This is a genomic window from Hymenobacter montanus (genome assembly GCF_014699115.1).
GTDB classification, from domain to species: Bacteria; Bacteroidota; Bacteroidia; order Cytophagales; family Hymenobacteraceae; genus Hymenobacter; species Hymenobacter montanus.
Window position 1 is genome coordinate 50978 of the sequence record NZ_JACXAD010000026.1, and the last position, 26051, is coordinate 77028.

At 60.0% G+C, this 26051-nt stretch carries 23 protein-coding genes; 6 read left to right on the top strand and 17 right to left on the bottom strand.

The genetic code is table 11. The features are described 5' to 3' along the window. Positions 1-163: 163 nt before the first annotated feature. From IC235_RS19005 to IC235_RS19015, 3 genes are all read right to left on the bottom strand, one after another. Positions 164-922 carry a hypothetical protein gene (locus IC235_RS19005; protein ID WP_191006788.1) on the bottom strand — a complete coding sequence of 253 codons (759 nt, stop codon included), beginning with the start codon at positions 920-922 and terminating at the stop codon, positions 164-166. Positions 923-997: 75 nt separating this feature from the next. Continuing rightward, positions 998-1348: a DUF952 domain-containing protein gene (locus tag IC235_RS19010; protein ID WP_191006789.1), complete on the bottom strand. Its 351-nt coding sequence runs from the start codon at positions 1346-1348 to the stop codon at positions 998-1000. A gap of 252 nt (positions 1349-1600) precedes the next feature. Then, positions 1601-1987, bottom strand: a complete 387-nt coding sequence (locus IC235_RS19015; RefSeq protein ID WP_191006790.1) for a hypothetical protein — start codon at positions 1985-1987, stop codon at positions 1601-1603. Positions 1988-2144: 157 nt separating this feature from the next. Between IC235_RS19015 and hppD the strand changes: the two genes are divergently transcribed. The 4 genes from hppD to IC235_RS19035 all read left to right on the top strand — a co-directional run bounded on the left by hppD (position 2145) and on the right by IC235_RS19035 (position 9448). Beyond that, positions 2145-3278: a 4-hydroxyphenylpyruvate dioxygenase gene (hppD, locus tag IC235_RS19020; RefSeq protein ID WP_191006791.1), complete on the top strand. Its 1134-nt coding sequence runs from the start codon at positions 2145-2147 to the stop codon at positions 3276-3278. A gap of 499 nt (positions 3279-3777) precedes the next feature. Continuing rightward, positions 3778-5835, top strand: coding sequence for a right-handed parallel beta-helix repeat-containing protein (locus IC235_RS19025; protein ID WP_191006792.1), 2058 nt, complete (start codon positions 3778-3780; stop codon positions 5833-5835). 412 nt (positions 5836-6247) lie between these two features. Then, positions 6248-7984 (top strand): phospho-sugar mutase, encoded by a 1737-nt coding sequence (locus IC235_RS19030; protein ID WP_191006793.1) that lies wholly within the window; start codon positions 6248-6250, stop codon positions 7982-7984. 828 nt (positions 7985-8812) lie between these two features. Next, on the top strand, positions 8813-9448 hold the full coding sequence (locus IC235_RS19035) for a porin family protein (protein WP_191006794.1): 636 nt from the start codon (positions 8813-8815) through the stop codon (positions 9446-9448). Between the two features lie 14 nt (positions 9449-9462). On the opposite strand, the gene IC235_RS19040 is transcribed toward IC235_RS19035, so the two are convergent. The 9 genes from IC235_RS19040 to IC235_RS19080 all read right to left on the bottom strand — a co-directional run bounded on the left by IC235_RS19040 (position 9463) and on the right by IC235_RS19080 (position 19560). Continuing rightward, on the bottom strand, positions 9463-11151 hold the full coding sequence (locus IC235_RS19040; protein ID WP_191006795.1) for an ABC1 kinase family protein: 1689 nt from the start codon (positions 11149-11151) through the stop codon (positions 9463-9465). 220 nt (positions 11152-11371) lie between these two features. Next, positions 11372-11854 carry a phasin family protein gene (locus IC235_RS19045; protein ID WP_191006796.1) on the bottom strand — a complete coding sequence of 161 codons (483 nt, stop codon included), beginning with the start codon at positions 11852-11854 and terminating at the stop codon, positions 11372-11374. 372 nt (positions 11855-12226) lie between these two features. Beyond that, the gene (locus IC235_RS19050; RefSeq protein ID WP_191006797.1) at positions 12227-13201 is read right to left on the bottom strand and encodes an alpha/beta hydrolase; all 975 of its coding nucleotides are present in this window, start codon (positions 13199-13201) and stop codon (positions 12227-12229) included. 292 nt (positions 13202-13493) lie between these two features. Then, entirely contained in the window at positions 13494-14639 is a 1146-nt protein-coding gene (locus tag IC235_RS19055; protein WP_223847413.1) for a lysophospholipid acyltransferase family protein, read from the bottom strand. A 132-nt stretch (positions 14640-14771) separates the two neighbouring features. Next, a complete protein-coding gene (locus IC235_RS19060; protein ID WP_191006798.1) occupies positions 14772-15440 on the bottom strand; it encodes a YggS family pyridoxal phosphate-dependent enzyme in 669 nt (222 codons plus the stop codon). 291 nt (positions 15441-15731) lie between these two features. Beyond that, positions 15732-16754, bottom strand: coding sequence for a vWA domain-containing protein (locus IC235_RS19065; protein ID WP_191006799.1), 1023 nt, complete (start codon positions 16752-16754; stop codon positions 15732-15734). A 110-nt stretch (positions 16755-16864) separates the two neighbouring features. Beyond that, entirely contained in the window at positions 16865-17425 is a 561-nt protein-coding gene (locus IC235_RS19070) for a hypothetical protein (RefSeq protein ID WP_191006800.1), read from the bottom strand. A gap of 316 nt (positions 17426-17741) precedes the next feature. Continuing rightward, positions 17742-18665, bottom strand: coding sequence for a hypothetical protein (locus IC235_RS19075; RefSeq protein ID WP_191006801.1), 924 nt, complete (start codon positions 18663-18665; stop codon positions 17742-17744). Further along, positions 18658-19560: a DUF58 domain-containing protein gene (locus IC235_RS19080; protein ID WP_191006802.1), complete on the bottom strand. Its 903-nt coding sequence runs from the start codon at positions 19558-19560 to the stop codon at positions 18658-18660. Before IC235_RS19080 ends, IC235_RS19075 begins: the two co-directional genes overlap by 8 nt. A 36-nt stretch (positions 19561-19596) precedes the next feature. Between IC235_RS19080 and IC235_RS19085 the strand changes: the two genes are divergently transcribed. Next, positions 19597-19992 carry a DUF4296 domain-containing protein gene (locus IC235_RS19085; protein WP_191006803.1) on the top strand — a complete coding sequence of 132 codons (396 nt, stop codon included), beginning with the start codon at positions 19597-19599 and terminating at the stop codon, positions 19990-19992. 282 nt (positions 19993-20274) lie between these two features. Here the strand turns inward: IC235_RS19085 and IC235_RS19090 are convergent, their stop codons facing one another. The 5 genes from IC235_RS19090 to egtB all read right to left on the bottom strand — a co-directional run bounded on the left by IC235_RS19090 (position 20275) and on the right by egtB (position 25469). Then, positions 20275-20619, bottom strand: coding sequence for a tRNA-binding protein (locus IC235_RS19090; protein WP_191006804.1), 345 nt, complete (start codon positions 20617-20619; stop codon positions 20275-20277). Positions 20620-20646: 27 nt separating this feature from the next. Beyond that, the gene (locus tag IC235_RS19095; protein ID WP_191006805.1) at positions 20647-21240 is read right to left on the bottom strand and encodes a DUF922 domain-containing protein; all 594 of its coding nucleotides are present in this window, start codon (positions 21238-21240) and stop codon (positions 20647-20649) included. A 111-nt stretch (positions 21241-21351) separates the two neighbouring features. Further along, the gene (locus IC235_RS19100; protein ID WP_223847414.1) at positions 21352-22734 is read right to left on the bottom strand and encodes an MATE family efflux transporter; all 1383 of its coding nucleotides are present in this window, start codon (positions 22732-22734) and stop codon (positions 21352-21354) included. A gap of 315 nt (positions 22735-23049) precedes the next feature. Next, positions 23050-24012 carry an L-histidine N(alpha)-methyltransferase gene (gene egtD / locus IC235_RS19105; protein WP_191006806.1) on the bottom strand — a complete coding sequence of 321 codons (963 nt, stop codon included), beginning with the start codon at positions 24010-24012 and terminating at the stop codon, positions 23050-23052. A gap of 119 nt (positions 24013-24131) precedes the next feature. Next, entirely contained in the window at positions 24132-25469 is a 1338-nt protein-coding gene (gene egtB, locus IC235_RS19110) for an ergothioneine biosynthesis protein EgtB (protein ID WP_191006819.1), read from the bottom strand. Positions 25470-25757: 288 nt separating this feature from the next. Here egtB and IC235_RS19115 point away from each other — a divergent pair, with 288 nt between their 5' ends. Further along, positions 25758-26027 carry a KGG domain-containing protein gene (locus IC235_RS19115; protein WP_191006807.1) on the top strand — a complete coding sequence of 90 codons (270 nt, stop codon included), beginning with the start codon at positions 25758-25760 and terminating at the stop codon, positions 26025-26027. The last annotated feature ends 24 nt before the right edge of the window (positions 26028-26051 follow it).

The following is a 26051-nucleotide window of genomic DNA, read 5'->3' on the forward strand; positions in this document are numbered from 1 at the left end:
CTTAGGGTATTAAACGTACCCGCCTCAGAAGTTCAGCTCTGGCCGCCCCATAGACCAGCCGACGGACCGCTGTGCGTAGAAGGTGCTACGCCAGGCGCGGGAGCTAGGCTGCCGGTCTTAGCCGGCACGATAAGTAGCCTTGGTTAAAAATTTGGTTCATGGCTCACTTTGGCCCAACGCGGGTTTGGATAAAGTCCAGCGTGGTGCCCTCGGCCAGGCCGGGAGCCGATACCCGAATTAAGTCGGCTATGTCGGCGCGTGGAAACGACACGTAACCCCGTATGCGTTGGCCGGGCTCCACGGTGTTACGGCGCAAGTAAGTCGACCGCAACTCCTCTAATTGAGCCCGGTGCTGGTCGGCCGCTGCGGCGGCCTCCAGGCGCTGGCGTGTGTAGTAATTGTTTTCGTTCTGGTGCTTGGTTTCGCGGGCCTGCTCCTGCTCCTTGGTTTCTTTCTTTTTTAGGGCGGCGAGGTTTTCCACTCCGTGGCTCAGGCTCGTCAGCAATTCGTTGGTCCCGACATTGGTAGCAGCCTTTGATTCTTCACTCACGCGGCTGGTCAGCGCCTGAATTTGCACTTCGGGGTCGAAGGCCGCCAACCCGGCAGGCAGGTACGATACTGCCCTAGAAGCTACCGGCTGCGTGAGCACGGGCTGCAGGTAGAAATCCTTTGGGCCTACCACCCATGGCCGGCGAGTCTTGTTATGGAAGTCCATCGCAAACACCATCTTGTCTTCTTCGTAGCGCACGAAGCTGACCTGCACTTCCAGGCTATCGTTCTGCCGGTGGGCCGCTTCGGCTCCATCGGCCCACAGGCCGGTTCCTTTGCTGGGGCGCATGGTTAACATGTACGAGGGCGCGCAGGCCGTTAGCGCCGCCGCTCCTAAGCTCAGGGCACAACTAAGAAAACGAAGAAGTCGCATGTGGCAAAAGAGGTAAATAATGAGCAGATGAGCCTGGTGAAGCGGTTTTAGTTGCAAACGCACTCTCGTTTCTTCTCAAAATCGTAATTCCGACGGCAGCTGAAATTGGCCAGCGCCATCGGGCTCGAATGGCCAATGCCGGCGCACCGCGGCCAGCGGCACCGGACCGAATACGTGCGCAAAGGCTTCGCCCCGCGAGGCCACCCATTCGCGCTCCACACGGATGTGGGCCGCCGCGAGGACTTCCTCGTCCCACTCCAACAAAACCAAATCGGCCCGCCCGGCATAATATCGGCGGGCCGTTTCCAGTATCTGGTGCCGTTGCGAGGAATGAATAAAGCCCTCGGCCGCGAGGTCGGCACTGACGAAAAAACCACTGTCCAGCGCTTGCTGCCAGTCGGCCACCTCGGCAATTCGGTAGAGCACTGGTTGATTGTTGAGTTGTAGCAGGCTGCTTATTCCGGGGGCGGTTGTACAGGTCGAAGTACTGGGCCGGACGCGGCGGTAGCCAGGGCACCAAGGCCTTCAGCCTTCGATCAGCCCAACCTGATGGCCTGGAATAAACATAAACGAGACGGGGAGTGATGTTCTAATCAATGTCTGCCCACCCTAGCGCAAATAAGCTGTAGGGGGCACACCCGCCACTCAATTAGTGCCGCTGGCCGCTCAGGGCCGCAACTAGGCCTTCCATAGTTCCTGCTGCACCTGCTTGCCCACCGTGAGCATGATGCGTACGGGATTGGGGACGAGCGTGATGCGGGCTTCTTTACCGGGGTATCTTTCCGAATCAACCCAGACGCCCTCTTTGGGTGAGGGGGTGGAGCCGGGGGTGCTGGGTAAATAGGCCGTGGGCAACAGCACGTCGGTGTCCGACTTTAGATCCGTGTGCACCTTGTCGAGGGCCTTTTCGAGGAATTCGCCATACTCGTCGTTGAAGTCGTCCTCCAGGTCGTGCAGGGCTTCTTCTACCTCATCGTAGCGGGCATCGTCGTATTTGAGGGTGTGCAACTCGGCTTTCTTCTCAATTAAGGCCACGAGGGCACGGTTCATTTCTTCGGTATTCATAGGGCGCTAAGGCGGAGGGTTCGCTACAAAAATGGGAACGATTTGTTAAACATGCGCCGCCGCTGCGCGCTCCCGTAGCCAATGCTGGCTGAATGCTAGATCAATTGCTATTTTTACCCGAATATCATTGGCTTTTCTCTCTAACCCATAATCACCCATGCACACCATGACCTCGCCCGAAGTGCTGGCCCAATCTGCCCAGGACTTCCTTCCGCTGAAAGGTACCGACCACATCGAATTCTACGTGGGCAATGCCAAGCAGGCCGCCTACTACTACCAGGCTGCGTTCGGCTACGAGCTGGTTGCCTACGCCGGCCCCGAAACCGGCCTGCGCGACCGAGCCAGCTATGTGCTGCAGCAAGGTAAAGTCCGGCTCGTGCTCACCACTTCGCTCCTACCCGATTCCGATATTACCCGGCACGTAGCCCAGCACGGCGACGGCGTAAAAGTAATGGCGCTGTGGGTCGACGATGCCCGCAAGTCATTTGAGGAAACGACTAAACGCGGGGCCAAAGTGGCTTTCGAGCCCTACACCATCGAGGACGAGCACGGCTCGGTTACCCTGGCCGGCATTTATACCTACGGCGAGAGTGTTCACACTTTCGTGGAGCGCGGCAACTATTCGGGGCCCTTCATGCCGGGGTTCGTGGCCAAAAGCAGCTCCGTTCCGCAGGATGCCCCCGTGGGCCTGCTGCACGTCGACCACTGCGTGGGCAACGTAGGCTGGGGCGAGATGAACCAGTGGGTGAAATTCTACGAGGACGTGATGGGCTTTAAGCTGCTGCTCACCTTCGACGACGACGACATCAGCACGGAGTATTCGGCCCTGATGTCCAAGGTCGTATCCAATGGCAACGGCTACGTGAAATTTCCCATCAACGAGCCGGCCGAAGGGAAGAAAAGGTCGCAGATCGAGGAATACCTCGACTACTACCACTCGCCCGGGGTGCAGCACATTGCCATCGCCACCAACGACATCCGCGCCACCGTGACCGAGTTGCGCCGCCGGGGCGTGGAGTTCCTCTCGGTGCCGGGCACGTATTACGAAGACCTGCTCGAGCGCATTGGCCAGATCGACGAGGACCTGCAATCGCTGAAAGACCTGAACCTGCTCGTCGACCGCGACGAAGAGGGCTATCTCCTGCAAATCTTCACCAAGCCCGTGGAAGACCGGCCCACCGTGTTCTACGAAATCATTCAGCGCAAAGGGGCCAAGAGCTTCGGCAAAGGCAATTTCAAAGCCCTGTTCGAAAGCATTGAGCGCGAGCAAGCACTGCGGGGCAATTTGTAAGTTGCGGCCAGCCGCACGCGGGGCAGCCGTGACGGAACAAGGAGCAAGCAGGAAGGACCTTTATATATTGATACGCCTCACCGCCAGCTGCTCCTGCCTAACAACGCTGCTGCTAGCTTAATTCGCTCAAATTTAGTAGCTTTATCGCCAAGCACTGTTCAACCGCCGCTTCGGCCCCGAGATCTCATCAATTTCTTGGGGCCGAAGCGGCGGAAAAGTACAGGCCTCCTGCTGCCAGCTACCCAAACAAACCAGCGACCGGCTGGTTCACCACCAAATCCCCCGTGGTAACTACCGCGGGGCGGAGCTTTTGCAACAGTGGCGTTGGTCGCCGCCAGTTTCTTCGATGTAGTGCCGCTTGGCTACCTCAACCACTACATTGCATTGTCACCCCGTCGCTACCTGGCTGCCTCAGCAATTGGTGGCAGTGTGACGGTCTTCTTGATACTCTCTATTCTATCTATCATGTCTACCCGTATTCACTTTTTCCCAAACTTATATGAAACATTTATGCCTTATTCTTGGCGGGTTATTCGCTGCTTTACCTAATGCCTGGGCTCAGTCCTCCGTCGATGAGAGCCGCGTGACCAGTATCCTACACGTCGACAACCAGAATCCGGCGGCCACGCCCACCGGGCCGGGGACGGCGGCCCAACCCTATTCCTCCTTTATGGCCGCCCTGGAGCGGGCCTGGACCCAAGTGCGCGCCGGCACCGGCACCAAGCTCTTGGTGCACCCGGGCACCTACCGCGAAGGCGACGGGAACGGCATGAGTGTCCACGGCGAGAATGCCGACACGCCCCCGCTCGTGATCGAGGGCACGGTCCCGGATCGGGTCATCCTCAGCGGGGCCGATGTATTCCCGCAGTGGACCCCGGCGGCGGGCGTGGCCAACTGCTTCCAGACCCCCTGGACCAAGCGCTGGGGCGAAATTAGGAACCCGTTCCGCACGAACGAGCCCACGGGGATGAGTGATTTGCGCAAGGAAGGGTTTTACATCGATGGCAAGCCCTTGAGCCAGGTGCGCAGCGCGGCGGAGTTGCGGCCCGGCCGCTTCTGGGTCGACGAGGACAACGGGCGCGTCGTGTTGTATCCCCCGGCCGGGATGGTGCTGGCCGGCCACGTGGTGGAAGGGGCCATGCGCCCCGACAACAACGACTTTGCCGTGCTCAAGTTTTACCAGGTCAAGAACCTAGTGGTGCGCAAGCTCACCGTCACGGGCTGCGCCACGGCCTTCGGCCCGGGGTTGCTGTTTGGCAACAGCAGCAACGTGCTCATCGAAGACTGCCACTTCGACCGCAACGTCGGCGGCGGTCTGGGCCTGCCCAATTCACAAGCCACGGTGCGCCGCTGCACGGCCGATGAGAACGGCTATAAGGGCATCGGCGGCGCCCCCGTGAATGAACTCCTCGAAGACGTGCAAACCAACTGGAACGGTTGGAAGTCCTACGAGCTGGGCTTCACCAACGACTTTGATGCGGCCGGCATGAAGCTCGGCCTCGCCCGGAACGTGACCGTGCGGCGCTACAAAAGCGTGGGCAACATGTTCGCCGGACTCTGGTTCGACGTCTACTGCCAAAACGTGACGGTGGACCAAGCCCTGGTGGCTGGCAACCGCCAGGAGGGCATGAACTGGGAGATCAGCGACGGGCTCACCGTCTCGCGGCTGCGCTCGGTATACAACTCCCTGGGCTGGCTCAGCTTCGATGGCCACAACGTGCGCATCACCAACTCCACCATCGCCTTCAACGACCCGGGCATACAGGTTATGGTGTCGAACAGCGGGCGGGTCGGGGAAATGATCAGTAACATCCCGGGCATCGAAACCACCTGGCGCTGGAATGTCCGCAACAGCACCATCGGCACGCTGAACACAAATAATATCCAGTTACTGTTCGACACCTGGCCGCGGGACTACATCGGTACCCACGGGGGCACGGGCTCCATGGTGGAGTTCCGCGATACCTACCAGGGCGACAACAACGTTTTCTGGCGGCCCCCGTCCAACCCCAGCATCCCCGACGCGGGCTTCCGCGAGGGATCCGAGGGCAATCCCTCGCCCACGGCCGGTTCGTCGGCCACGCTGGTGCGCTGGCGGGCCCTGCCCGCCTCAGTGCAAGATGTGAACTCGGTGTGGGGCCAGCCCCAGCTGCTGGCCGCCCGGCAGGCGCTGTTCACCGAACTCTCCACCCTCTGGCGCGAGCCCGCCCCCCTCAACCTGGGCTACCACATCCGCCCCTTCAGCCCCCTGTATCCTGAGTCCGGGCCCTCGGTAGTCCTGCAAACCCGCACGGCTGCCGGGCTCGAGCCGCTGACGGTTTACCCCAACCCCGTGGCGGCACAGTGCACGGTGCAGTTCACCGCCGCCCAAGCGGGCGAGGTGAGGCTGCACCTGACCGATATCACGGGGCGCACGCTACGCGCCCGCTCCCAAACCGTCGCGGCCGGGGCCCAATCGCTGAGCTTTGACGTCCGGGGCCTGGCCCCCGGCCTGTACGTGCTGCACCTGCGGCAAGGCACCCAAACCCAGACCCAGAAACTGGTCGTTGAGCCTTAACATGTACGGCAAAAGGCGCGGGCGGGCGTCGAGACACTCCGCTCGCGCCATCAGGCATTAGTTGCCGATGGGCCCGCGTCACATAGTAGGCTATAAACTTTTTCAATCCCCCTTCCGAAGCCCTGGCTGCTAGAACTAGATCTAGCAACCAGGGCTTTATTCGGTCTATACGAAAACGCATTCCAAGCAGGAATCTAAATTAGGCCATCAAGCAGTTGATGTTTTCGGCTGGCAGTTGGGCGCGGGTTCAAAGTTCGGCGGCCAACGAGGCGCTTTTCGGCCACCGGTTAAGTAAGACCGCTTTGGAAGGGACGCAACGGCCCCAAGCGGAGATGCCGCTGGCTGCCCAGTAGCCGCCCCGCTCTTACTTTCGTATTCTCAATTTTGCCCTTTCATTCGCTCGCTCCTACTCATGCCCCTTGCTCCCGAGATTCAGCGCCAAATAAACACTTGGCTGACCCCCGCTTATGATGCCGATACCCAGGCCGAAATTCGCCAGCTCCAGGCGCAGCATCAAGACGACTTACTTAACGACGCGTTCTACCGCAGCCTCGAATTCGGTACCGGCGGCCTGCGCGGGCTGATGGGCGCGGGCTCGAACCGCATGAACCGCTACACCCTAGGCATGGCCACCCAAGGCTTGTGCAACTACCTGAATCAGCAATTCCCGGGGCAGGAAATAAAAGTGGCCGTGGCCCACGACTCGCGCAACAACAGCCGCCAGTTTGCCGAAACCGTCGCCGGGATTTTCTCGGCCAATGGCATCACCGTTTATTTATTTGAAAACCTGCGGCCCACGCCGGAGCTATCGTTTGCCATTCGCCACCTGGGCTGCCAGAGCGGCTGCGTCATCACGGCTTCGCACAATCCTAAAGAGTACAACGGCTTTAAAGTGTACTGGGCCGACGGCTCCCAGGTGGTGGCGCCGCACGACAAGAACATCATCAACGAAGTAAACGCCATTGCCAGCGTTGGGGAAGTGAAATTCGAGGCCGACCAAACCCGAATTCGGCGCATCGGCGCGGAGGTTGACGCGGCCTATCTGGCCCAGGTCAAACAGCTGTGCATCAACCCGACTGCCGTTGCGGCGCAGCATGACCTGAGCATTGTGTACACGCCGCTGCACGGCTCGGGCATCACCCTGGTGCCGCAGGCCCTGGCCGAGTTCGGCTTTACTAACGTGAACGTGGTGGCCGCCCAGGCGGCTCCCGACGGCAACTTCCCCACGGTGCAGTCGCCCAACCCCGAGGAGAAAAGCGCCATGCAGCTCGCCCTCGACCAAGCCCAGGCTACCAACGCCGACCTCGTGCTCGCCACTGACCCCGACGCCGACCGCGTGGGCGTGGGCGTGAAAAACAACCAAGGCGAGTGGGTGCTGCTCAACGGCAACCAGACGGCGGCCCTGCTCACGTACTACCTGCTCTCGGCCCGCCACCGCGCCGGCCAGGCCACGCCGCGCGATTTTATCGTGTACACCATCGTGACCAGCGAGATTCTGGGCGACATCGCCCGTAACCACGCCGTGAAGAGCTACCAGACCCTGACCGGCTTTAAGTACATCGCCGGCCTCATCCGCGACCTCGAAGGTCAGGAAACCTACATTGGCGGCGGTGAGGAAAGCTACGGATTTCTCATCGGCGACTTCGTGCGCGACAAAGACGCGGTTTCGGCCTGCGCTCTGGTGGCCGAAATGGCCGCTGTGGCCAAGAGCCAGGGCCGCACGCTCTACGAGGAAATGGTGCAGATGTACGCCCAATACGGCCTCTACGTCGAAGACCTGATTTCCCTCACTAAAAAAGGCCAGCGGGGTGCCGAAGAAATTCAGGAGATGATGGCCGCGCTACGGGCCAACCCTCCCGCCACCATCGCCGGCCTGAAAGTGGTGGAAATCCGGGATTACCTCACCGGGCGCATCCACGACCTGCGCACGGGTCAGACCACCGAAACCGGCCTGGAAAGCTCCAACGTGCTGCAGTTCCTCACCGAGGATGGCAGCAAGATATCGGCCCGCCCCAGCGGCACCGAGCCCAAGATCAAGTTTTACTTCAGCGTAAAACAACCCCTGCGCTCCGTGGTCGACTTTGACCTGGCTACCCGCTTGGCCCAGGAAAAAATCCGAGCCATCATCGAGGACCTCCAACTTAAGTAACCATTACGGTTGCTGGGAACTGGATAATATAGCTTTATCAGTCGCAGAAATTCTGGCTGCCTTGCCTCAATTCACGGTGCTGCTGCTTACACCCTGCTGCAAAATTTCGCGGGTACTCCCCAATCTAAGTTTTGGCCGCCGGCCGCCACTATATATTGGGCATGATGACCACGAAGGTTCACATCTATGGCTTAATTAAGCCTATGGTATCCTATTCGAGTGGTATAATTGAAGAATTAAAACAAAGATTTGCTTTTATCACTGGAAAACTTCCATTAGTAAGGCACTTTTGATCTTTGTATAGACCCATTTCTCATATTTCTCATATTTCTCATGATGAAAATTTACTTTCTGATAGTTGCCTTGGCACTATCCGTTACTGCTGTGGCGCAGCGCTCCGTGAAGCAAGACTATGTTGTGACTACTGCTGGTGACACCCTGCGTGGACAGATCGTAGCATCAGATGAGGGTATAAAGTTGCGCCGAGCAGGAGGTGACCATGTTAAGCTAGGTCCCAGCGAGGTACGCAGCTATGGTGATGCATCCGGCGTGATAGGAGTGGTCCAGAATGTAGGACCTCACGGGCCCGCGCGGTTCGTAGCCCCGCTAGTACAAGGCCCGGTAAGCTTATATAGTGGTCCGAACTCTCATAGTGGGAGAAGTTACTTTCTGCAAGTACCCGATACCACGTACCTCATAGAAGTCAAACCCGAGATAGCACAGCTAACCTTTCACAGGCTACTGCCAGGCTGTGCAACTATGCAATTCGGGACCGATGTCACGCAACGCCGTTACCCAACCCGCTACTCTGGCTTAACCCGCCTCGTGATGGATTACAATGCTTGTACCCAACCGCAACGCCCCAGCCGACTAATAAAAGGCGCTGCCGGGGTCCGGTTCGCTTACGGCTTAAAAGCCGGCATCAATGTGTCAAATTTTGCTTTCCCCTTTAATCCATCTCCTGCTGAACGAAAGCAAGCCGTCGGTTATCAGGCGGGGCTTTTCTTGAGATTATCGAACAAGTCCCGGTTTTCTTTGCTGCTGGAAGCAAGCTATACCCATTTGCGTAGCACCTACGAGTCGGCTAACGTCCCCGGCAGCGTTTTTTCTACGTATGTTGTATCTATTGACTATACTCAATTACAGGTGCCCTTACTAGTGCGCTACACTCTTGGGAGGGGCCCAATACGTCCTTTTTTAAATGCCGGTGGGATGTTCGCTATCAATCTCAACAATAAATCAGTAGTAACGGAGAGGGACTTCAGCCTGCCAATCGAGAGGGACTTCAGCCAGCCACTCACTACTCCAGAAGATCTTGGGTTCGGCGTCACGGCAGGTGCTGGGACTACCATCCGGTACGCTTCATTACCTGAGTTGAGCTTCGAGTTAGGCTACGACAGCATGAGGTATGGCAATTACCTATTGCACAACTCCATTCACTTTGACGTGAGCACCAGTTTCTAGGTTTGGTGTTGGCCTTACTCCGATCGCTTCCCCTTCTTAGTTCCAAGAATAAACAAGATCAGCAGCATGAAGCCGGTGGCCCCCAGGCTCCACCACGTTATTTCGGGTACTCCCCGGTGGTACGGCATGTCGGGCGAGTAGCGCCCGAGGAGGGTGAAGCCCGAAAACAGCAGGCCGCCCACGCTCAACAGCGCCAGGATGGTGCGGCTCACTAGCTGGTCGGCTTTGCGCAGCAGGGTTTGGTAGCCAATCAGCTCGAACTTCAGGCGTAGCTCACCCTTACTGATTTTGCGCACAATTTGGCGCACGTCAGCCGGCAACGTCTGGAGCAGGGCCAGCAACTGGGTGCCGGTGTATTCGGCCTCGCTGAGCAGGTTTTGCCGCGAATACTGCTCGCGGATGATTTTGGCGCCGTAGGGCCGCACAAACTCAAAGGTGTTGAAATTGGGGTGCAGCACCTTGCCGATGCCCTCCAAAATCACCAGGGCGCGCAGGATGAGAAACACCGCGCCCGGCACCTGCAATTTGTAGGTGTAGATAACTCCTTGCAGCGCATCCGCCAAGTCGCTCATGCTCATTTCCTTCACATCGAGCGTGGCAAAGTCCTCAATCAGCTGGCTGAGGTCGGCCTCGAAGGCCCGCATATCCGGGATTTCGGCCGTGAGGGCGAGGCGCCGAAAGTTAAGCGCCATGCTGCGCGCGTCTTGTCGGGCCATGCCGATAAACACGCCCGCGAAAGCGTACTTCTGCTGCTTGGTGAGGCGGCCCACCATGCCGAAGTCGATGAGCACCACCGTACCATTGGGCTGCACCAGCACGTTGCCGGGATGCGGGTCGGCGTGGAACACCCCAAACTCAAAAATCTGAGTCAGGTAGATGTCCATGCCTACTTCGGCCACGGTTTCGGGGCTGAGCCCCCAAGCCAGCAGCTGCGCCTTATCGGTGATTTTGCAGCCGCTCACAAACTCAATCACCAGAATGCGCTCGGTGCTGATTTCGCGGAAGGGCTTGGGAATATAAAACGTAGTGTAGTCGGCGTAGAGCTTGCGAAACTGCTCCATCGAGCGGGCCTCGGCGGTGTAGTCCAGCTCCTTGCTCATGCTCCGCTCAAAGGCATCCACGATGTCCTGCGGGTTAGCCAGGCCCTGCTTCTGCAGGAAGCCCGCGGTGAGCCGCACCAGCTCGTGCAGCAGGGCCAGGTCGGAGCGCACCTTTTCGCGCACGCCGGGGCGTTGCACCTTCACCACTACTTCTTCGCCGCTGAGCAGCCGGGCCCGGTGCACCTGCCCAATGCTGGCTGAGCCCAGGGTGGTATCGTCGAACTCGCTGAAAACCTCGGTAATGGGGCGGCCCAGCTCCTGCTCGATAATCTGCCGGGCCAGGGCCGTCTCAAACGGCGGCACGTTGCTTTGCAGCTTCTCAAACTCGTCGATGAGCGCCTGGGGCAGCAAATCGGCGCGGTTGCTCATGGCCTGGGCCAGCTTGATGAACGTGGGTCCCAGCTCTTCAATGCTCAGGCGCACCCGCTCCCAGCGCGTGGTTTCGAACACTTGCCGGTCGGCCCGCTGCCATTTCAGGCGGCGCGCCTGGCTCACGAGGCGGCGCAGCGGCGTGGTAGTCACCACATCCTCAAAGCCGTAGCGGAGCAGCACCTCGGCCACCTGCCGGATGCGGTGGAGGTTGGAAATCGTGTTTTTAAACATCGGCGGTGAAAGTAGTGCCTGGCGGCCGGAGCACCGAACGGCAGCGCTCGCCCGACGGCCCGACTCCGAAAGAATACTTGGCCCAACGGCGCGCTAATCCAGACCGCCCGGGCCGCACTCCGACGCCCCGACCCTGGACCAGCCCCGGGTGGGCCCAACCAACAAAAGCCCCGTTCACGGCGTGCAAACGGGGCTTTATCAGGAATAACAACGAAGCGTCTTAGGCTTTATCACCGGCCGGGGCGGCCGAGGCGCTGCTGGTAGCGGCGGGCTTCTTGGCGGCCGGCTTTTTAGCCGCGCCGGCTTTGGCGGCGGCCGACTTCTGCGCTGAGCCAGCGGCGGCGCTTACTTTATCGGCCGCTTGCTTGGTGGCACCAGCCGCCTTGCTCGTGGCGCTGCTCGCCGACTTGGCGGCTGACTTGCCTGCGGGCTTCTTGGCCGTCGCCCCCGATTTGCCCTTCGACTTGGTATCGCCCAAGCCAATGCTAGCCTTGATGCGCTCGGACAGGCCCTGGAACTGCTTTTCAAGCTCCGCCCGCTTGCTTTCGCCACTTTTCATCAGCTCATCCACAATCTTTTTACCCTCTTCCTGGGTCATCTTATTGTCTTTCACCAACCGCTCGATGGTGCTTTGCACCGACTTGCTACCCTGAGCGATGTAGCCTACCCCAGCATTAACGAACTTCTTGAACAAATCTTCCATGGCAAAAAACAAATTAGTTGAAAATGTAAACGGAGGAAGTAACTGAAGTAAAAGGCCTTGCCCCAGTAAATTAGTATGCAAGCCGACTACTTTCGGTGCAAACCTACGAACACTCCGCAATATAGTTTAACTGTGTACGCCGGTTTTTTTTAAAAGTGGCTCAAAATCGTTGAAATCAGAACTTATTTTTTCAACGCCCGCGCTCTGGGCTTTCTGGCCCCGGGTTCCAATTAGCTCAGCACCAAGCCCGGAAGCCGGGGCGTCGCAACTCCGGGCGGCGGGCGCCCGGCAATTTCACCCTGGCCTATCCCAATCGTGGTGGCGTCCAACTTAAAAAAACCGAGGTGCGTGGGCACCGGCCGCAAGCGGCTTTTAAGCAGCCCGGCGCCGCGCCACGGGCGGGCGTACGGAGCCGGGCAAGGCTGCGCGGGCCCCAACCTGGCTGGCCCACAGCTTTTCCAGGAAGTCGGCTATCTGGTCGAGCGCTTGCCGGGCCTCGGGCACAATGCGCCAGAACAGATGCCACCAGTGCACCAATCCTTCGAAAGGCTGGAGGGTCACGGCCACGCCCGCGACCCGGGCCTTGTCCACGAATTTTACCACGTCGTCGTACAGCACTTCGGCGGTGGAGATCTGGATGAGCAAGGGGGGCAGGCCGTGTAAATCGGCCTGAGCGGGCGAGAGCAAGGGGTGCGTAAGGGCCGTTTTGTGGGCGTAAAGGGGCCCCCAGGTGCGCATTTGCAAGGCTTCGAGCAGGAGGCCCTCCTCGCGGGCTACGCGGCGCAGGGCGGTAATGGGCAGGTTGAGGTCGGTCCAGGGCGAAAGACCTACCCCCGCCGCGGGCATGGCCTGGCCGGCGTCGCGCAGGGTCAGCAGCAGGGCCAGGGCCAGCCCGCCCCCAGCCGAGTCACCGGCCACCACGATGTCGGGCGGCTGGTGGCCGTGGCGCACCAGCCAGCGGTATGCCCGTTTGGCATCGTCGAGGGCGGCGGGGAAAGGATGGTCAGGCGCTTTTCGGTAATTGATGGTCAACACGTTAAGACCAGCACGCTGGGCCAGCCTGCCCACCAGGCTACGGTGGGTGTTGAGGGAACCCAGCACGTAGCCGCCTCCGTGCAAGTAAAGCAGCACCCGGCTGGGATGCGCCCCGCGGGGCCGCAGCCACTCCGCCTCGAGGCGGTTATCCAGCTTCAGGCTCTCCAAATGCACCTGCCAGGGCATGAACTGAAACAACGAACCCGCCTCCATCGCCAGGCGGATGGCCCCGACGCTGGGCTTGCGCCGGGCCAAAGGCTGCGCGGCCGCGGTCAATAGCTGCTTGAGCAGCAGGTGCTGAAACGAAGGCATTGGGCGGGATGAATGCGGGAGAAGGTCGGGTGGCGGGTAGAGAAACGAGCAGGAAACAAGGAGCAGCGCGGGCCGAAGCCGAAAACGCGAGGGGGAAAACGTTCGGCTCTGGCGGCTGCGGAGCTGAACCGAAGGTTAACGTAGCCAAGCAGCTGACTCACGCAAGTAATCCACTCGTTAGCTCCGCAGACCGGCGGTTCCACGAAGCAAGCGAGCTACTTCGCTACGCGCTGTATGGCCGCCCCCATCGCAAGTTTACAACATTTATCAGTTCGGTCTGATTCAAAGAATATTACGGTTTTTGCCCCAGCTTATTGCCCCGATACCCTTTGATGGCCAGTGGAATCCAGCCCAGCAACGGAATAAAATAGGCCAACGTGATGGGGTTGCGCCACAGCATACGCAGCCAGGCGCCCGGCTGGTCGAGTTTCATGCGAAAATTGCGGCGCCCTTCTTTTACGTAGAGCCGCTCGAACTCGGAGAAGACGGCCGGCCAGGCGAAGGGCAGGAAAAACGGGAAGAAGCGACGGTTTTCCTTGATGCGCTGCCACAGCTCGCCCCAGCGGTAGGGCTTGCGGCCGTGGGCCAGTACGGCGGCGTCCATCTCGGCCTGCATTTGTTTCCGGATTCGCTCGGAAAGGGCTAGGTAGTCTTCACGGGTGAGCTCGTCGGTGGTTTTGTTGGTGAACTCGGAGGGCCGAATGCGGGTGCCCATCACAAAAATCAGCTTGGCCGGAAAAGCCAGGTAGAAAGCCCAGGGCTGCAGCAATACCAGCAGCAGCAGCAGCGTGAGCGGCAAAAACGGAATGCCGATTTTCTTGGTCAGGTGGTTGACGCCGTCGAGGCTATAGGCGTAGGGGTTGAGGTATTCGGCGTTGATGGTGTAAAATGGCACGATGTCGGTGCCGTGTTGCAGGGACAGGCGGACCATGCTCGTGGCCAGGCGCTGCAACTGGTATTTGCGGTTGAAGCCCTTGCCGATGCCGGGCACTCCCTCGGGGTACAGCATCAGGTTGTGGTCCTGGTAATACATCATGGTTTCAAAATTCAGCGTCGTGGCATCCACGCAGCCGCATTTCTTCCAGAAGTCTTTGACCAGAAAGGGGTTCATGAGGGCCGTTTGCGAGAGCAGCGGGGCCGAGAGGGGCCGGGGCAAGTCCCGGATCGTGCTGGTCACGGGCAGGCGCCGAAACAGGTGCGACAAGGCCACAATGGCATCCCAGGGAAAGGCCATGCCCGAGTGGTTCGAGGCGAATATCAGCGGCCGGTCGGGGTTGTTACGCTGGGGGAATTGCTCGAAGCCCACCAGCTCGGAGCGGAACCACACCTGGTCGAGCAATTGCAGGATGTTTTCATCCACGGTCCGGGTGAAGTCCTCCTCGAAGTAGTCATAGTAGATGTGTTGGTTGGCCTCAATGGCCGGCGGGGGGGCGTTCAATGAGCAAGGAGGAATGAAGAATGAGAAATTATTCTTTCGGCACAAAAGAAAGGTAGGAGTTTTACGCCACTCTAAGCTCTTCCTCCCGAACTCTTCAGCGCTCTTGGCTTCTACGCTCGTTCAAGGACGGCCTCAGCCCCGGCTCCCGAAGATGGCGCTGCCCACCCGAACCAGGGTGCTGCCTTCGGCTACCGCCAGTTGGTAGTCGCCGCTCATGCCCATCGAAATATCGCAGAATGCCGGGTCGGCGGCAAAATACGTGGTTTTTAGCTGCTCAAAATAGCCGCGCAGCTGCCGAAACTCCTGCCGTAGCTGGGCCTCATCACTGGTAAAGGTGGCCACGCCCATCACCCCGGTCAGGCGCACGTGCCGCAGTTGCCGGAAATCCTCAGAAGCCAAGATGACTTCGGCTTCGGGCAGGGTGAGGCCCGATTTGGTGGCTTCCTGGGCAATGTGGAACTGCAGCAGGCCATTGATGATGCGGTGCTGAGCTGCCGCGTGCTTCTCCAGCTCCCGCAGCAGCTTCAGGCTATCGATGCTCTGCACCGTGTGCACGAAGGGCGCCAACAGCTTCACTTTATTGGTTTGAAGCTGGCCAATGAGGTGCCACTCCACGTCGGGGGGCAGTTGGGGCTGCTTGGCCGCCATCTCCTGGGGCCGATTTTCGCCGAATAAGCGGGCGCCGGCGGCATAAGCTTCCGCCAGCCGCTCGACGGGGTGGGTTTTGGTGACGACAACCAGGCGAGCGGCCGTGTCGGCCAGCTCGGCATTGAGGCGGTAAATGTTCTCAGCAATGGACATTGGTGGATGCGCTGGAAGGTATGGATTGGGTGGGGGACTGATGAAATTTTAGCGGCGCGGCCGAGGAGCCTCACCCCCAGCCCCTCTCCGCAGGAGAGGGGAGCCAGGCGACTTTGTAGTTCGTCGCAATGCGAAACTAGCCAGCAGTTCGTCACTGACGCGCGCCAGCTCCACAATAGCCATCTAATGGTCAGCACTTAGTGGTGTACCCCGGTCCGTATCCCTAGCATCAGGCTCCCCTCTCCTGTGGAGAGGGGCCGGGGGTGAGGTTGACGCGGGGGGTGCATATGCTCAATCCTCCAATGGATTACTCAGGAAAGTGCTTCGCAGCGCCAGCCACAGCAGCCACAGGCTAATGGCCAGCCACAGGTAGGGGCGGTAGAAATCCTTGGTGTTGCGAAACCGGATTTGCTTGATTTCTGACTTTTCGAGGCGGTTGATTTGCCGAAACACTTCGCGCAGGCCGGCGGTATCGGTGGCCCGAAAAAACTGGCCGTCGGCCGCGGCGGCGAGCTGACGCATCGTGGTCTCATCGAGGCGCGTTTGCACGTAGCGGGTCCGGCCGAGCGAGTTCTGGCCGTAGGGCACAAAGCCGTCCTGCCCCAGGCCAATGGTGTAGAGGCGGATGCCAAAGGCGTGCGCCAGCTGAGCGGCCAGCAGCGGGTCGAGGCTGCCGGCATTGCTCTCGCCATCGGAAAGCAAGATGCAGACCCGCGAGCGGGCCGTCGACTCGCGCAGCCGGTTGGTGGCCAAGCCCAGGGCTGTGCCAATGGCCGTGCCATCCTGCTCGATCATGCCCACGCGGAGGCTGGCCAGGTCTTCGCGCAGCAGGTCGTAATCGGTAGTAAGCGGGGCCAGGGAGTACGCTTCGCCGGCAAAGGCCACGAGCGCCAGCCGGTCGCCGAGGCGGGTCTTCAGGAAGTCGGTCGCAATGCGCTTGGCTGCTTCGAGGCGGTTGGGTCGTAGGTCCTGAATTTCCATCGAGCCCGACACGTCGACAGCTAGCACCAGGTCGATGCCGCGGCCGGTCTGCTCCACGCGCTCGTCGGTGCGCTGCGGCCGGGCCAGGGCCACAATGCCCAGGCTCAGGCTCAAGCCCAGCACCACATCGGGCAGGAAGCGCAGGGCCGCCAGCCAATCGCGGCGAAGCAGCCCCGGGCCGAAGGCCACGGCCACACGGGGCCGCCGCCGGGCCAGGACCCAACGCAGCCCAAACAGCAGCGGCACCACCGCAATAAGCAGCAACAAGCGCGGCTGCTGCCATTGGTAGCTCGCCAGCGTGGTATAGCGCAGAAGGGTAAAAAAGTCGTTCAAGCAACTGCGAAGGTAGGAACGCGGGGGGCGAAGCTTTTGCCGGACGGCGGCCCCAACCCGGCAGGCCACCACAGCCGAGTGTAGCGGCAGCGGCGAGCCACCACAACCTCTTAAGTTATCAATGAAATTGATTTTAATTCTGTTTTCCCCTCACTCCTATCCCATACAAACTCCCGGTATTTAGGCGTTCTATGTACGTTTCTCTCTATCCATTCCTTAATGGAACGCTTTCCATTTATTTGAACACCGAATGTATGGGTTGGATCTAAAAATAAATAATCCTTGCTTCCAATATTAAACCCGGCGCACTTAACTACTCCTTCATCTAAATCGCATTCCTCATCTAGCAGAAGTTGAGCTGCTGTAATTTGATTTGTTCCGTATGGATCGAACAAGTACATCTCGAATATTGAACAAATACCTAACTCATTACCTTCTTCTATTTCAAAATCAAAGGCAAGGGCTATTTTATCAACAATCCTCATTCTCAATTTGTCATATTGGTCTACTGAAGAACAGTGCAACAACGAAAGACCAAATTCAAGATATACCTCTGTGTGTATAGGGTTGAATCGTTTTACGGTATCATCCTGATCGATATAGCCAACGAGCAACAGGTCCGTAAGCGGCTGATGTTGGATTAGATTTATTACTTGATCTATCTTACTCATGCCTCATATTTTTGATCAATCAGAAATTAAATTAGATATCATCCATTCCATGAGCACAAATAATACCCATGAAATTATGCGAAACTTAAATCGAATCATACAAGAGCATGAATTAATTCAGATCCATTAAACATTTTGCAATACAAAAGAACCTGTCTTACATCTGTACCTTTTTCTATCTCTACAAGCATTACCCAGTCACCGCCACTTTTGAATACTGCAATGAAGCCTTCCGTCCATAAATAAACATACGACCTGCACGTTATTCATTGTTGATGTCCCCTCATATTTATTTCATACCTGCCTGAGCTAATTCTTACACCTGGGTTACGGAAGCATAGCGCCGCTCCGCAAAGCCGCGCAAGCGCTGAAAGGCTCGGTCTACTTCTTTGGCATCCTCGGTTTGCAGGTTGCCATAAATTACTCTATCGGTAGCGCTTAGGGCCTTGCGCACGTCGGCGTCGTTCTCGAAGTAAGTCACGATTTCGCGGGTAGTGAAAGAGTTCAGGTCGTTATTTTCCAGGCCGGCGAGGTAGCTTTTCCAGAGGGCCACGGCTCGCTCTACGTTGGTGGCCGAGCGCGAGAGCTCGAACCGCTCGGCGTGGCGGGCAAACTGGGCCAGGAAGTACCCGTGGTTTTTGCGAAGCTTGTAGGCCTGGTAGCGCCGGGAAAGGCGGCGGCGAAACAAGGTCGCGCTGCCCATAATCAGGAGCATGCCCACCGCCGCCCCGGCCAGCCAATAGGGGTAGTTGAACAGGGGCTCGACCGGCACCAGGGCCAGGTTCTGGCGTAGCGCGGGCAGGCCTGAGGCCATTTGCGGCGGGGCCATGCGCCGCAGTCGCACCGAGCTGGGTCGGGGGGCAATGCTCAGGGTGTCGTTGCCCTGTAAAACGGCCACTGGCAAAACTAGAGACTGCACCGAGTCGAGGCGGAAGGTGCGCAGGTGGTAGATGGTACGGTCCAGGCTGCGGCCCTGGCGAGTGCGAGTGGGGAAAAACGTCCGGCCCGTGTACTCAAATGGGGTGAAGCGCGCCAGCGAATCCGGAAACACCACTTCCAGGTTCGGGGCGTGCTCGTAGCGTAGCTCGTAGTCGAGAGGCTCACCAACGCGAACCTGCTGCTTCAGGAACCGGCCCTGGAGCCCGGCCGAAACGTCGGATTGCGCCGCGGCCCGGCTGCTTAGCAACAGACTCAGAGCCAGCCAGCCCGCTACCCTGCCGAGGTGCCCGCCCTTATCCACGGCGGGCCGACTGCTGGCGGTGGCGAAATAAATTCAGGAGCTGCGGTACGAAGTCGCCCTCGGTGCTCAGGGCCAGGAAACCCGTACGGGTGCGGCGGCACAGGTTTACCAGCTGGGCCTCCTGATAGTCGGCGGTGGCTCGCACCTGGGCCCGAAAGGCCGGAGACGAGGTATTGACCCAGCGCACCTGGCCCGTTTCGGCGTCGCGCAGGGGCACGATGCCCAACGCGGGAAAATGGCGCTCGCGGGGAACCAGCAGCTGCATCACAATCAGGTCGTGGCGCTGGGCCAGCATGGCCAGTTCGCGCTCGTAGCTGCCGTCAATAAAATCCGAAATCAGCACCACCAGGCTGCGCCGCTTCAACAGTCCCAGGGCCTGCCGAATGCCCGCGCCGATGCCCGTCCGACGCGAGCCCGGCACCAGCGAAAACAAGCGTTGAATGAGGGCGTAGGCCGCCCGCGGCCCTTTGGCCGGGGGCAGGTACAGCTCTTTCTGGTCGGAGAAAGCCAGCAAGCCCAGCGCCGACCCCTGCCGGGCCGCCGAAAGCGCCAGCAGGCCCGCGATGTCACGGGCCACGTCAATCTTACGCCGCTGGCCGTCGCTCACGTCCAGCGAAGCACTCACGTCGAGCAACACCAGAACCTGCTGCTCCTTCTCTTCCTTATACGTTTTAACGAACGTGCCATGGCCCTTGCTCGATACGGCCCAGTCGATGGCGCGCACCTCGTCGCCGTATTGGTAGAGGCGTATATCGTCGACTTCGAGCCCCGTGCCTCTGAATACCGAGTGAAAATCACCCTGTAGCTGGGCCTCCACCGCCTTGCGGATGCGGATTTCGAGGTGGCGCAGGCGGCGCACCAAGGCGGTGAGGGCCGGAGGCACGGAAGGGTTCATGGCTGCTAAGCTACGGCGTGGGACTAACTTTGTGTCGTGAAATCGTTCCACCGCCGTTACCTGGGCCTGTTGCTGGCTCCCCTCCTGCTGGTCGTGCCCGCCTGTGAGCGCCCCGAAGAGCCCCCGCAGCCCGAGGAACTGCTGCCCAAGGAGAAAATGATCCCGATACTCGCCGACCTCCAAGTCCTGGAGGCGCGGGTGGAGAACAGCCACCTCCGGCCCGACTCGGCCCAGGCCCTGTTCCAGGCTCAGCAAAAATCGCTGTTCTGGCAACAAAGCATTACTGACTCGGCTTTCCACCGCAGCTACCGCTACTACGGCATGCATGGCAAAGACCTCGAAGAAATTTACCAGGTCGTGATTGACACGTTGAACCAGCGAGCCGCCAAGCTCGAGTACTACTCCAAGCCCAATCCCACGCCCGCCCGCTAAGTGCCTCACCCCCCTCTCCGGGGGAGAGGGGGAGCCTGACGAGAGAATTGCGCTACCTTGATCGCGCAATCATTATGAATTAGATCGTTAGGCCTGTATCCCTAACGTCTGGCCATTCCTTGTATTCACTCTTTTGGCTTCGCACCTCTAGAGAATTGAGGTCGTACCCGGTAGGGCCCACTCCATAAGGGTCACCTGAGGTGCTTATGGCCGCGCCCGCTACCGTGTTAAGAGGAAAAGCTGCTCGTTCGGCCCGGATTCTCATTCACTGGGCGCCCGGCCTTACACGAGCCGGCTGCCATTAGGCACGGGTCCGGCCACACTGGCCAGGACGATGTGGCCCTCGGCATCGGCAAAACCAGTCACCAGTACTTCGGAGCGAAATTTTCCGATTTGCTTAGGCGGGAAGTTTACCACGGCCAGCACCTGCTGGCCGACCAGTGTGTCGGGGGTATAGTGGTGGGTAATTTGGGCGCTGGACTTTTTCAGGCCGATTTCGGGGCCGAAGTCAATCAACAACTGGTACGCCGGCCGGCGAGCTTCCGGGAATGGGCGGGCCTCGCAGATGGTACCAACCCGCAGGTCGACGTGCTCAAATTCGGCCCAGGTCAGGTGCGGAGCGGTCATGAACGAGCTATTATGAGGGCGGCCGTGCTACTTGGCTTGGGCGAAAGCTTCTAATTGAGTCAGCCTGAGCTGCGTTTGCTTTTCCCAGGACGCCTGGCGGGCAGCGTTGAGGCCGTGGTTGGTTTCCTGATCGTAGCGGTTTTGCTCCCGGTCCCACTCCGAGTAGATGCCCTTGGTGAAGTTGTTGAAAGCTGGCTGCAGCTTGTCGCAAGCCACCTTGGCTTGAAACGAGGCCAGCTTTTGGCGCATGATGCGGGCGTATACTTCCGTGAGGTCGAAGTGGGTCTGCTCGTGGCGCAGCAAAGCTGGGCTAGCTGTTTTGGGCTCCCGAACCCAGGAAGCAGTCGGGTCGAAAGTTGCCTCCACCGTCGCCGAGAACACAAAGTCGCGGCAAGCAGCCCCGGCTTTGATATCAGTTGAAGTCATCGCCGCCAGCCGGTCGTAGGGCCGGGGGCGGGCTTGAAAGTCTGCTGTGGTGAGCGGCCGGGAAGCCGACCACGGGATGGGGGCCGCGGCGGGCGTGGAAGTTACAGAAGTACCGGGGGCTGCGGGCCCCTGCTTGGGCGCGGGGCCTTGCCATAGCACAGCAGCCAGTAGAAACCAGGTTATAAAGGAGAACATAAATAAAATAGTGAAGATGGAGAACGGGCGCACCCGCCAAGCCGAACAGTACAGCTCGCGCAAAGATTACCCGGCTACCTAATTTATTCCGCATTCTCGGCGTCTGCCGACTTATTGGGCGGCAATCGGTTCCTGCCTGCGCACGTCGGCCAGGGGCACTGGGGCAAAGTCCAGCCGGGTTTGGCGGCGAAAGCGCAGCAGCAGCACGATGGCCACGATGGTCAGGCCCACCAGCAAGCCCGTCCACACGCCGGGGGCCCCCAGGTGCAGCTTAAAGCCCAGGAAATAGCCCACGGGCAGGGCCACGACCCAGTACGCGAGCAAGGCGACTACCGAGGGCACCTTCACGTCTTCCAGCCCGCGCAAGGCGCCCAGACCCACCACCTGCAAGCCATCAGAAACCTGAAATAGGGCCGCGATGAGCAGCAGCGTGGCGGCCTGCGCCACTACCTGCGGGTCGCTGATGTAGATGTACGGAACCACGTGCCGGGTCGAGATCAGCAACAGGCCCATAATGCCCATGAAGGCAAACGTGAGCCAGTAGGCCGCAAACCCCGCCCGCCGGGCCGCGGGCAGGTCACCGGCCCCACGTAGGTTGCCCACCCGGATGGTAGCCGCGGCGGCAATGCCGCTGGCGGCCATGTAGGTCATGCTGGCCACATCGATGGCTACCTTGTGGGCGGCCTCCGGGGTAACACCTAACCAGCCCGCCATGAGCAGCGACAGGCCAAAAGCACCCACTTCCAGCGCCATTTGCACGCCAATGGGCATGCCCAGGTCGGCAATGCGGCGAATGGTAGGGCCCGCGGCCCACCAGCTAGCCACGGCGGCCCGCTCGGCCCGCAGACGCGGGGCGCGGAGCACGTAAGCCGCCATGGCCCCCGCCATCAGCGTGCGGGCCAGGAGCGTGGCCCAGGCCGAGCCCATCAGGCCCAGCTCCGGGGCACCCCAGCGGCCGTACACCAGGGCGTAGCAGAGCAGGCCATTAAGCACGTTGCCCAGCACCGACAGCCACATGGCCTGCCGGGTGAGGCCCAGCCCTTCGGCGAACATGCGAAAACCCTGAAAAACCATGAGCGGAAACAACGACAGGCTGATGACTCGCACCCAGGGCCCCGCCAGGACCACGACTTCGGGTGGCTGGCCCAGCAGGGGCAGCAGCAACGGCACCAATTGGCCCAGCCCGGCCAACCCCAGCCCGACCAGGGCATTGGTCCACACCGAAGCCACCAGCAGCCGGCCCAGCTCAGGCAGGTTGCGGCGGCCATCGGCGGCGGCTACCAGCGGCACGCTCCCCATGCTCAGGCCCACGCCCAGCACCAGCAGCACGCTGGTGGTGCTTACCCCCACCCCCACGGCGGCCAGCGGCACTTTACCAATGTGCCCGACTATCACCGAATCAACAAAATTTACGAGCACGTGGCCCAGCTGCGACAGCATAACGGGGTAAGCTAGCAGCAGCGTAGGACGCAAATGCGGACGAAGATCTTTCAACTTAAAAAACTAATAACAACGGGCCAATCAGCCCCACGCAAAGGTACGCCCGCTCTCTCCGGTGGGGAAGGCTATTTTATCGTTACCAGTTGCTATTTGGGGTCAAGGGAGGCACCCGGCGCGGCCGTTGGTACTTCCCGTGACTACTAGGGGGTCGTACCCGGTAGGGCGGACTTACCAAGTACGACCCTGGTTCGCTTCAGGCGCAAAGCCCTGGCAGAGGGAAGCCGGACCCTAATTCTAGTGCCACTTGCGGCACGGCAACATATCTGTAGCCCGAGACCAGGTTAATCATTGCCTCCAGCTTTGCCATTTTTACTCTTCCTGCGCGGCCAGCACGACGTCGGCAAAATCTCCCGCCGCATCGGTGAAGTAAGTCACTACCCGCAAACCGGCCTCGGCGGCTATCTTTTTGATTTGCGGTAGGGTGAACTTGTAGGAGTTTTCGGTATGGACTACTTCCCAGGCGGCAAAATCGAAGGTTTCTTCCAGCGCGGTAATGCGCACCTGCTGGGCCCGGGTGCTCACCAGGTACGAGCGAACGGCACCATCCAAGGGGTTGTAATCGGTATAGTGCTGCCAATGGGCCAGGTCGAAGTCGGCCCCGAGCTCGCGGTTGAGGCGAGTGAGTAGGTTGAGGTTAAAGGCAGCCGTGATCCCCTGGGCGTCATCGTAGGCCGCCCGAATGCGCCGCGGGTCTTTATGCAAGTCGAACCCAATGAGCAGGCGGTCAGCCGGAGCCAGCGGCGCCGCCAGTTGCCGCAGGAAATCCAGCCGCTCGGCGGCGCCGAAGTTGCCGATGTTCGAGCCTAAGAACAGCACCGCCTTGCTCCCGGGCCAATCGCGTAGCTGCCTAAGGGCCGTGGCGTAATCCTCCACCACGGGCGCTACGTTAAGGGCTGGCAGCTCGTGGTGGAGGGCCGCAACCAGGCCAGTCATGGCCCCCGCCGAGATGTCGACTGGCGCGTACGTGAAGGAGGGGCCGGTGCGCAGCAGCTCCCGCAACAACAGCTTGGTTTTAGCCCCGTCGCCGGCGCCCAGCTCCACCAGCGCGTAGGATTCGCCGACCGGTGGACGTAAGGCCGCGGCAATGGCGGCGCCATGCGCCCGAAAAATAGCCGATTCGGCCCGGGTCGGGTAGTATTCCGGCAGCTCCATTATTTGTTGAAACAGCCGGCTGCCCGCGTCGTCGTAGAAGTACATCGACGAAAGGGCCCTGGGGGTTCGGTGAAGGCCATCGGCCACGTGCTGCGCCAACTCACTTAGTACATTTATCATTTAGCAGGCAACGTTTATCCCGGCCGTTGCGGCGAGTGGGCGCTGGAAGGAGAGTAAAGACCATTTCATCGGTTTACCGCGCACAAATCTGATAATTTATGGCTGGTAAATCGCAATTGTTATACGTTAACCGACCGAGCCAGGCGGATGCCGGAGAATTGCCAGCGCTTGTCGGCGTGAAAGAAATTGCGGTAGCTAACGCGAATGTGGCTTTCGGGCGTGGCGCAGGAGCCTCCGCGCAGCACCAGCTGGTTGACCATAAACTTGCCGTTGTACTCGCCCAGGGCGCCGGCGGCCCGCTCGTAGCCCGGATAGGCGTGGTAGGCCGAGTAGGTCCACTCCCAACAATCGCCGAGCAACTGGTGGCAGGCCGTGGGGTCGGCGTCGGGGGCCACGGGCTGGGGGTCAAACGCATTACTTTCCAGCCAGGTACCACCGTTGGGGCGGGCTCCAAAGTGCCGGGCGGCGGTTTCCCATTCGGCCTCGGTGGGTAGCCGGGCCCCGGCCCAGTTAGCGTAGGCATCGGCCTCATAAAAGCTGAGGTGCGTAACCGGCGCCGCCGGCACTACCGGCCGCAAGCCGTGGTGCGTGAACCGGAACCAGGCGCCGTCGCGCTGCACCCAGTACAAGGGGGCTTCCCACCCCTGAGCCTGCACTAACTCCCAGCCCTCGCCCATCCAGTAGCGAAAGTCGCGGTAGCCGCCCGCTTCGATGAAGGCCAGGTACTCAGCATTGGTTACCAAGCGGTTTTGAAGCTCGAAGGGCGCCAGCAGCACCTCGTGGGCGGCCAGCTCATTATCGAAGCAAAAGCCTTCCTCCTGAAAGCCTACCCGGTAAATTCCGCCGGGCACGGGCAGCCACGAGGCAGGACTTGAGGCCGGAGAATGGGAGCGCGCGCGAGCATGGTCGCCCGCTGATTCCGCGGCCTCCCCCCCTACTGCCTCCTTCAAGTAGGCCGGGGCCAGGGGGCTGGTGCTAAGGATGTACTTGATGTCGGTGGCCAGCAGCTCCTGGTGCTGCTGCTCGTGGTGCAGGCCCAACTCGAGCAGCTCGTAGAACGAAGCGGGCAGAGCGTCGGCGGTCGTTAGCAGCGCGGCCATGGCGGCGTCTACGTGGGCGCGGTAAGCCAGTACATCGGCCAGGGGCGGGCGCGAGAGCGTACCGCGGTCGGCGCGGTTCACGCGCGAGCCCAGGGAATTGTAGTAGGAGTTGAACAGATAGGCGTATTCGGGATGGAATACCTGGTAATCGGGTACGTACTCGCTCAACAGAAAGGTTTCCCAGAACCACGTGGTGTGGGCCAGGTGCCATTTCGGTGGGCTCACGTCCACGATGGGCTGCACCACCGTGTCTTCCGGCAGCAGGGGGGCGCAAAGTGCCTGGCTTTGGTCCCGCACGGCCTGGTAACGAGTCCGCCAGGACGGAGCGGCGGGAGAGGCTACGGGGGTATATTGCATTGAAAGCATAGGGAAGCAAAACGACGGGGGAAAGCACCCGTGGCACGAAGCTAACTGCCCAAATCGGCGCGAGGTTGCGGCGCACTGGCCACGCCGGGGCCACGGGTCATTCGTCAGGGCTTAATTAAACACGCAGTCAAGCTAATAAACTACGTAGAAGCTCCTCAGTAAAAATTGGTATTTGTATCAATATTCTACTTAAATCACAACTAAACACAAACATAGGAGTACGATTATCGCCTGGCAGTATTACACTTGTATAACTCAAACCCTTCCTACTTCATCTCTATGACAACTTCAGTCCCTAACATCACAGATACCGAGGCCGAAGCCATCAAAGTTGGAACTCGTCCCGCTAACCGGGTTGGCACGAAGAGCCGTCGGGGCTTCGCCGCCATGAGTCCCGAAACCCAGCGCCGCATTGCCAGCGAAGGCGGCAAGGCTTCGCACGCCAGTGGCCGGGGCCACCGCTTTTCGGCCGAAGAGGCCCGCAATGCCGGTCGCAAAGGCGGCCTGGTAAGCCGGCGGGGGAAAACCGCCGCAAAAGCCAGCAAGTAGGGCACCCGGCTGAGCCGACCCCGG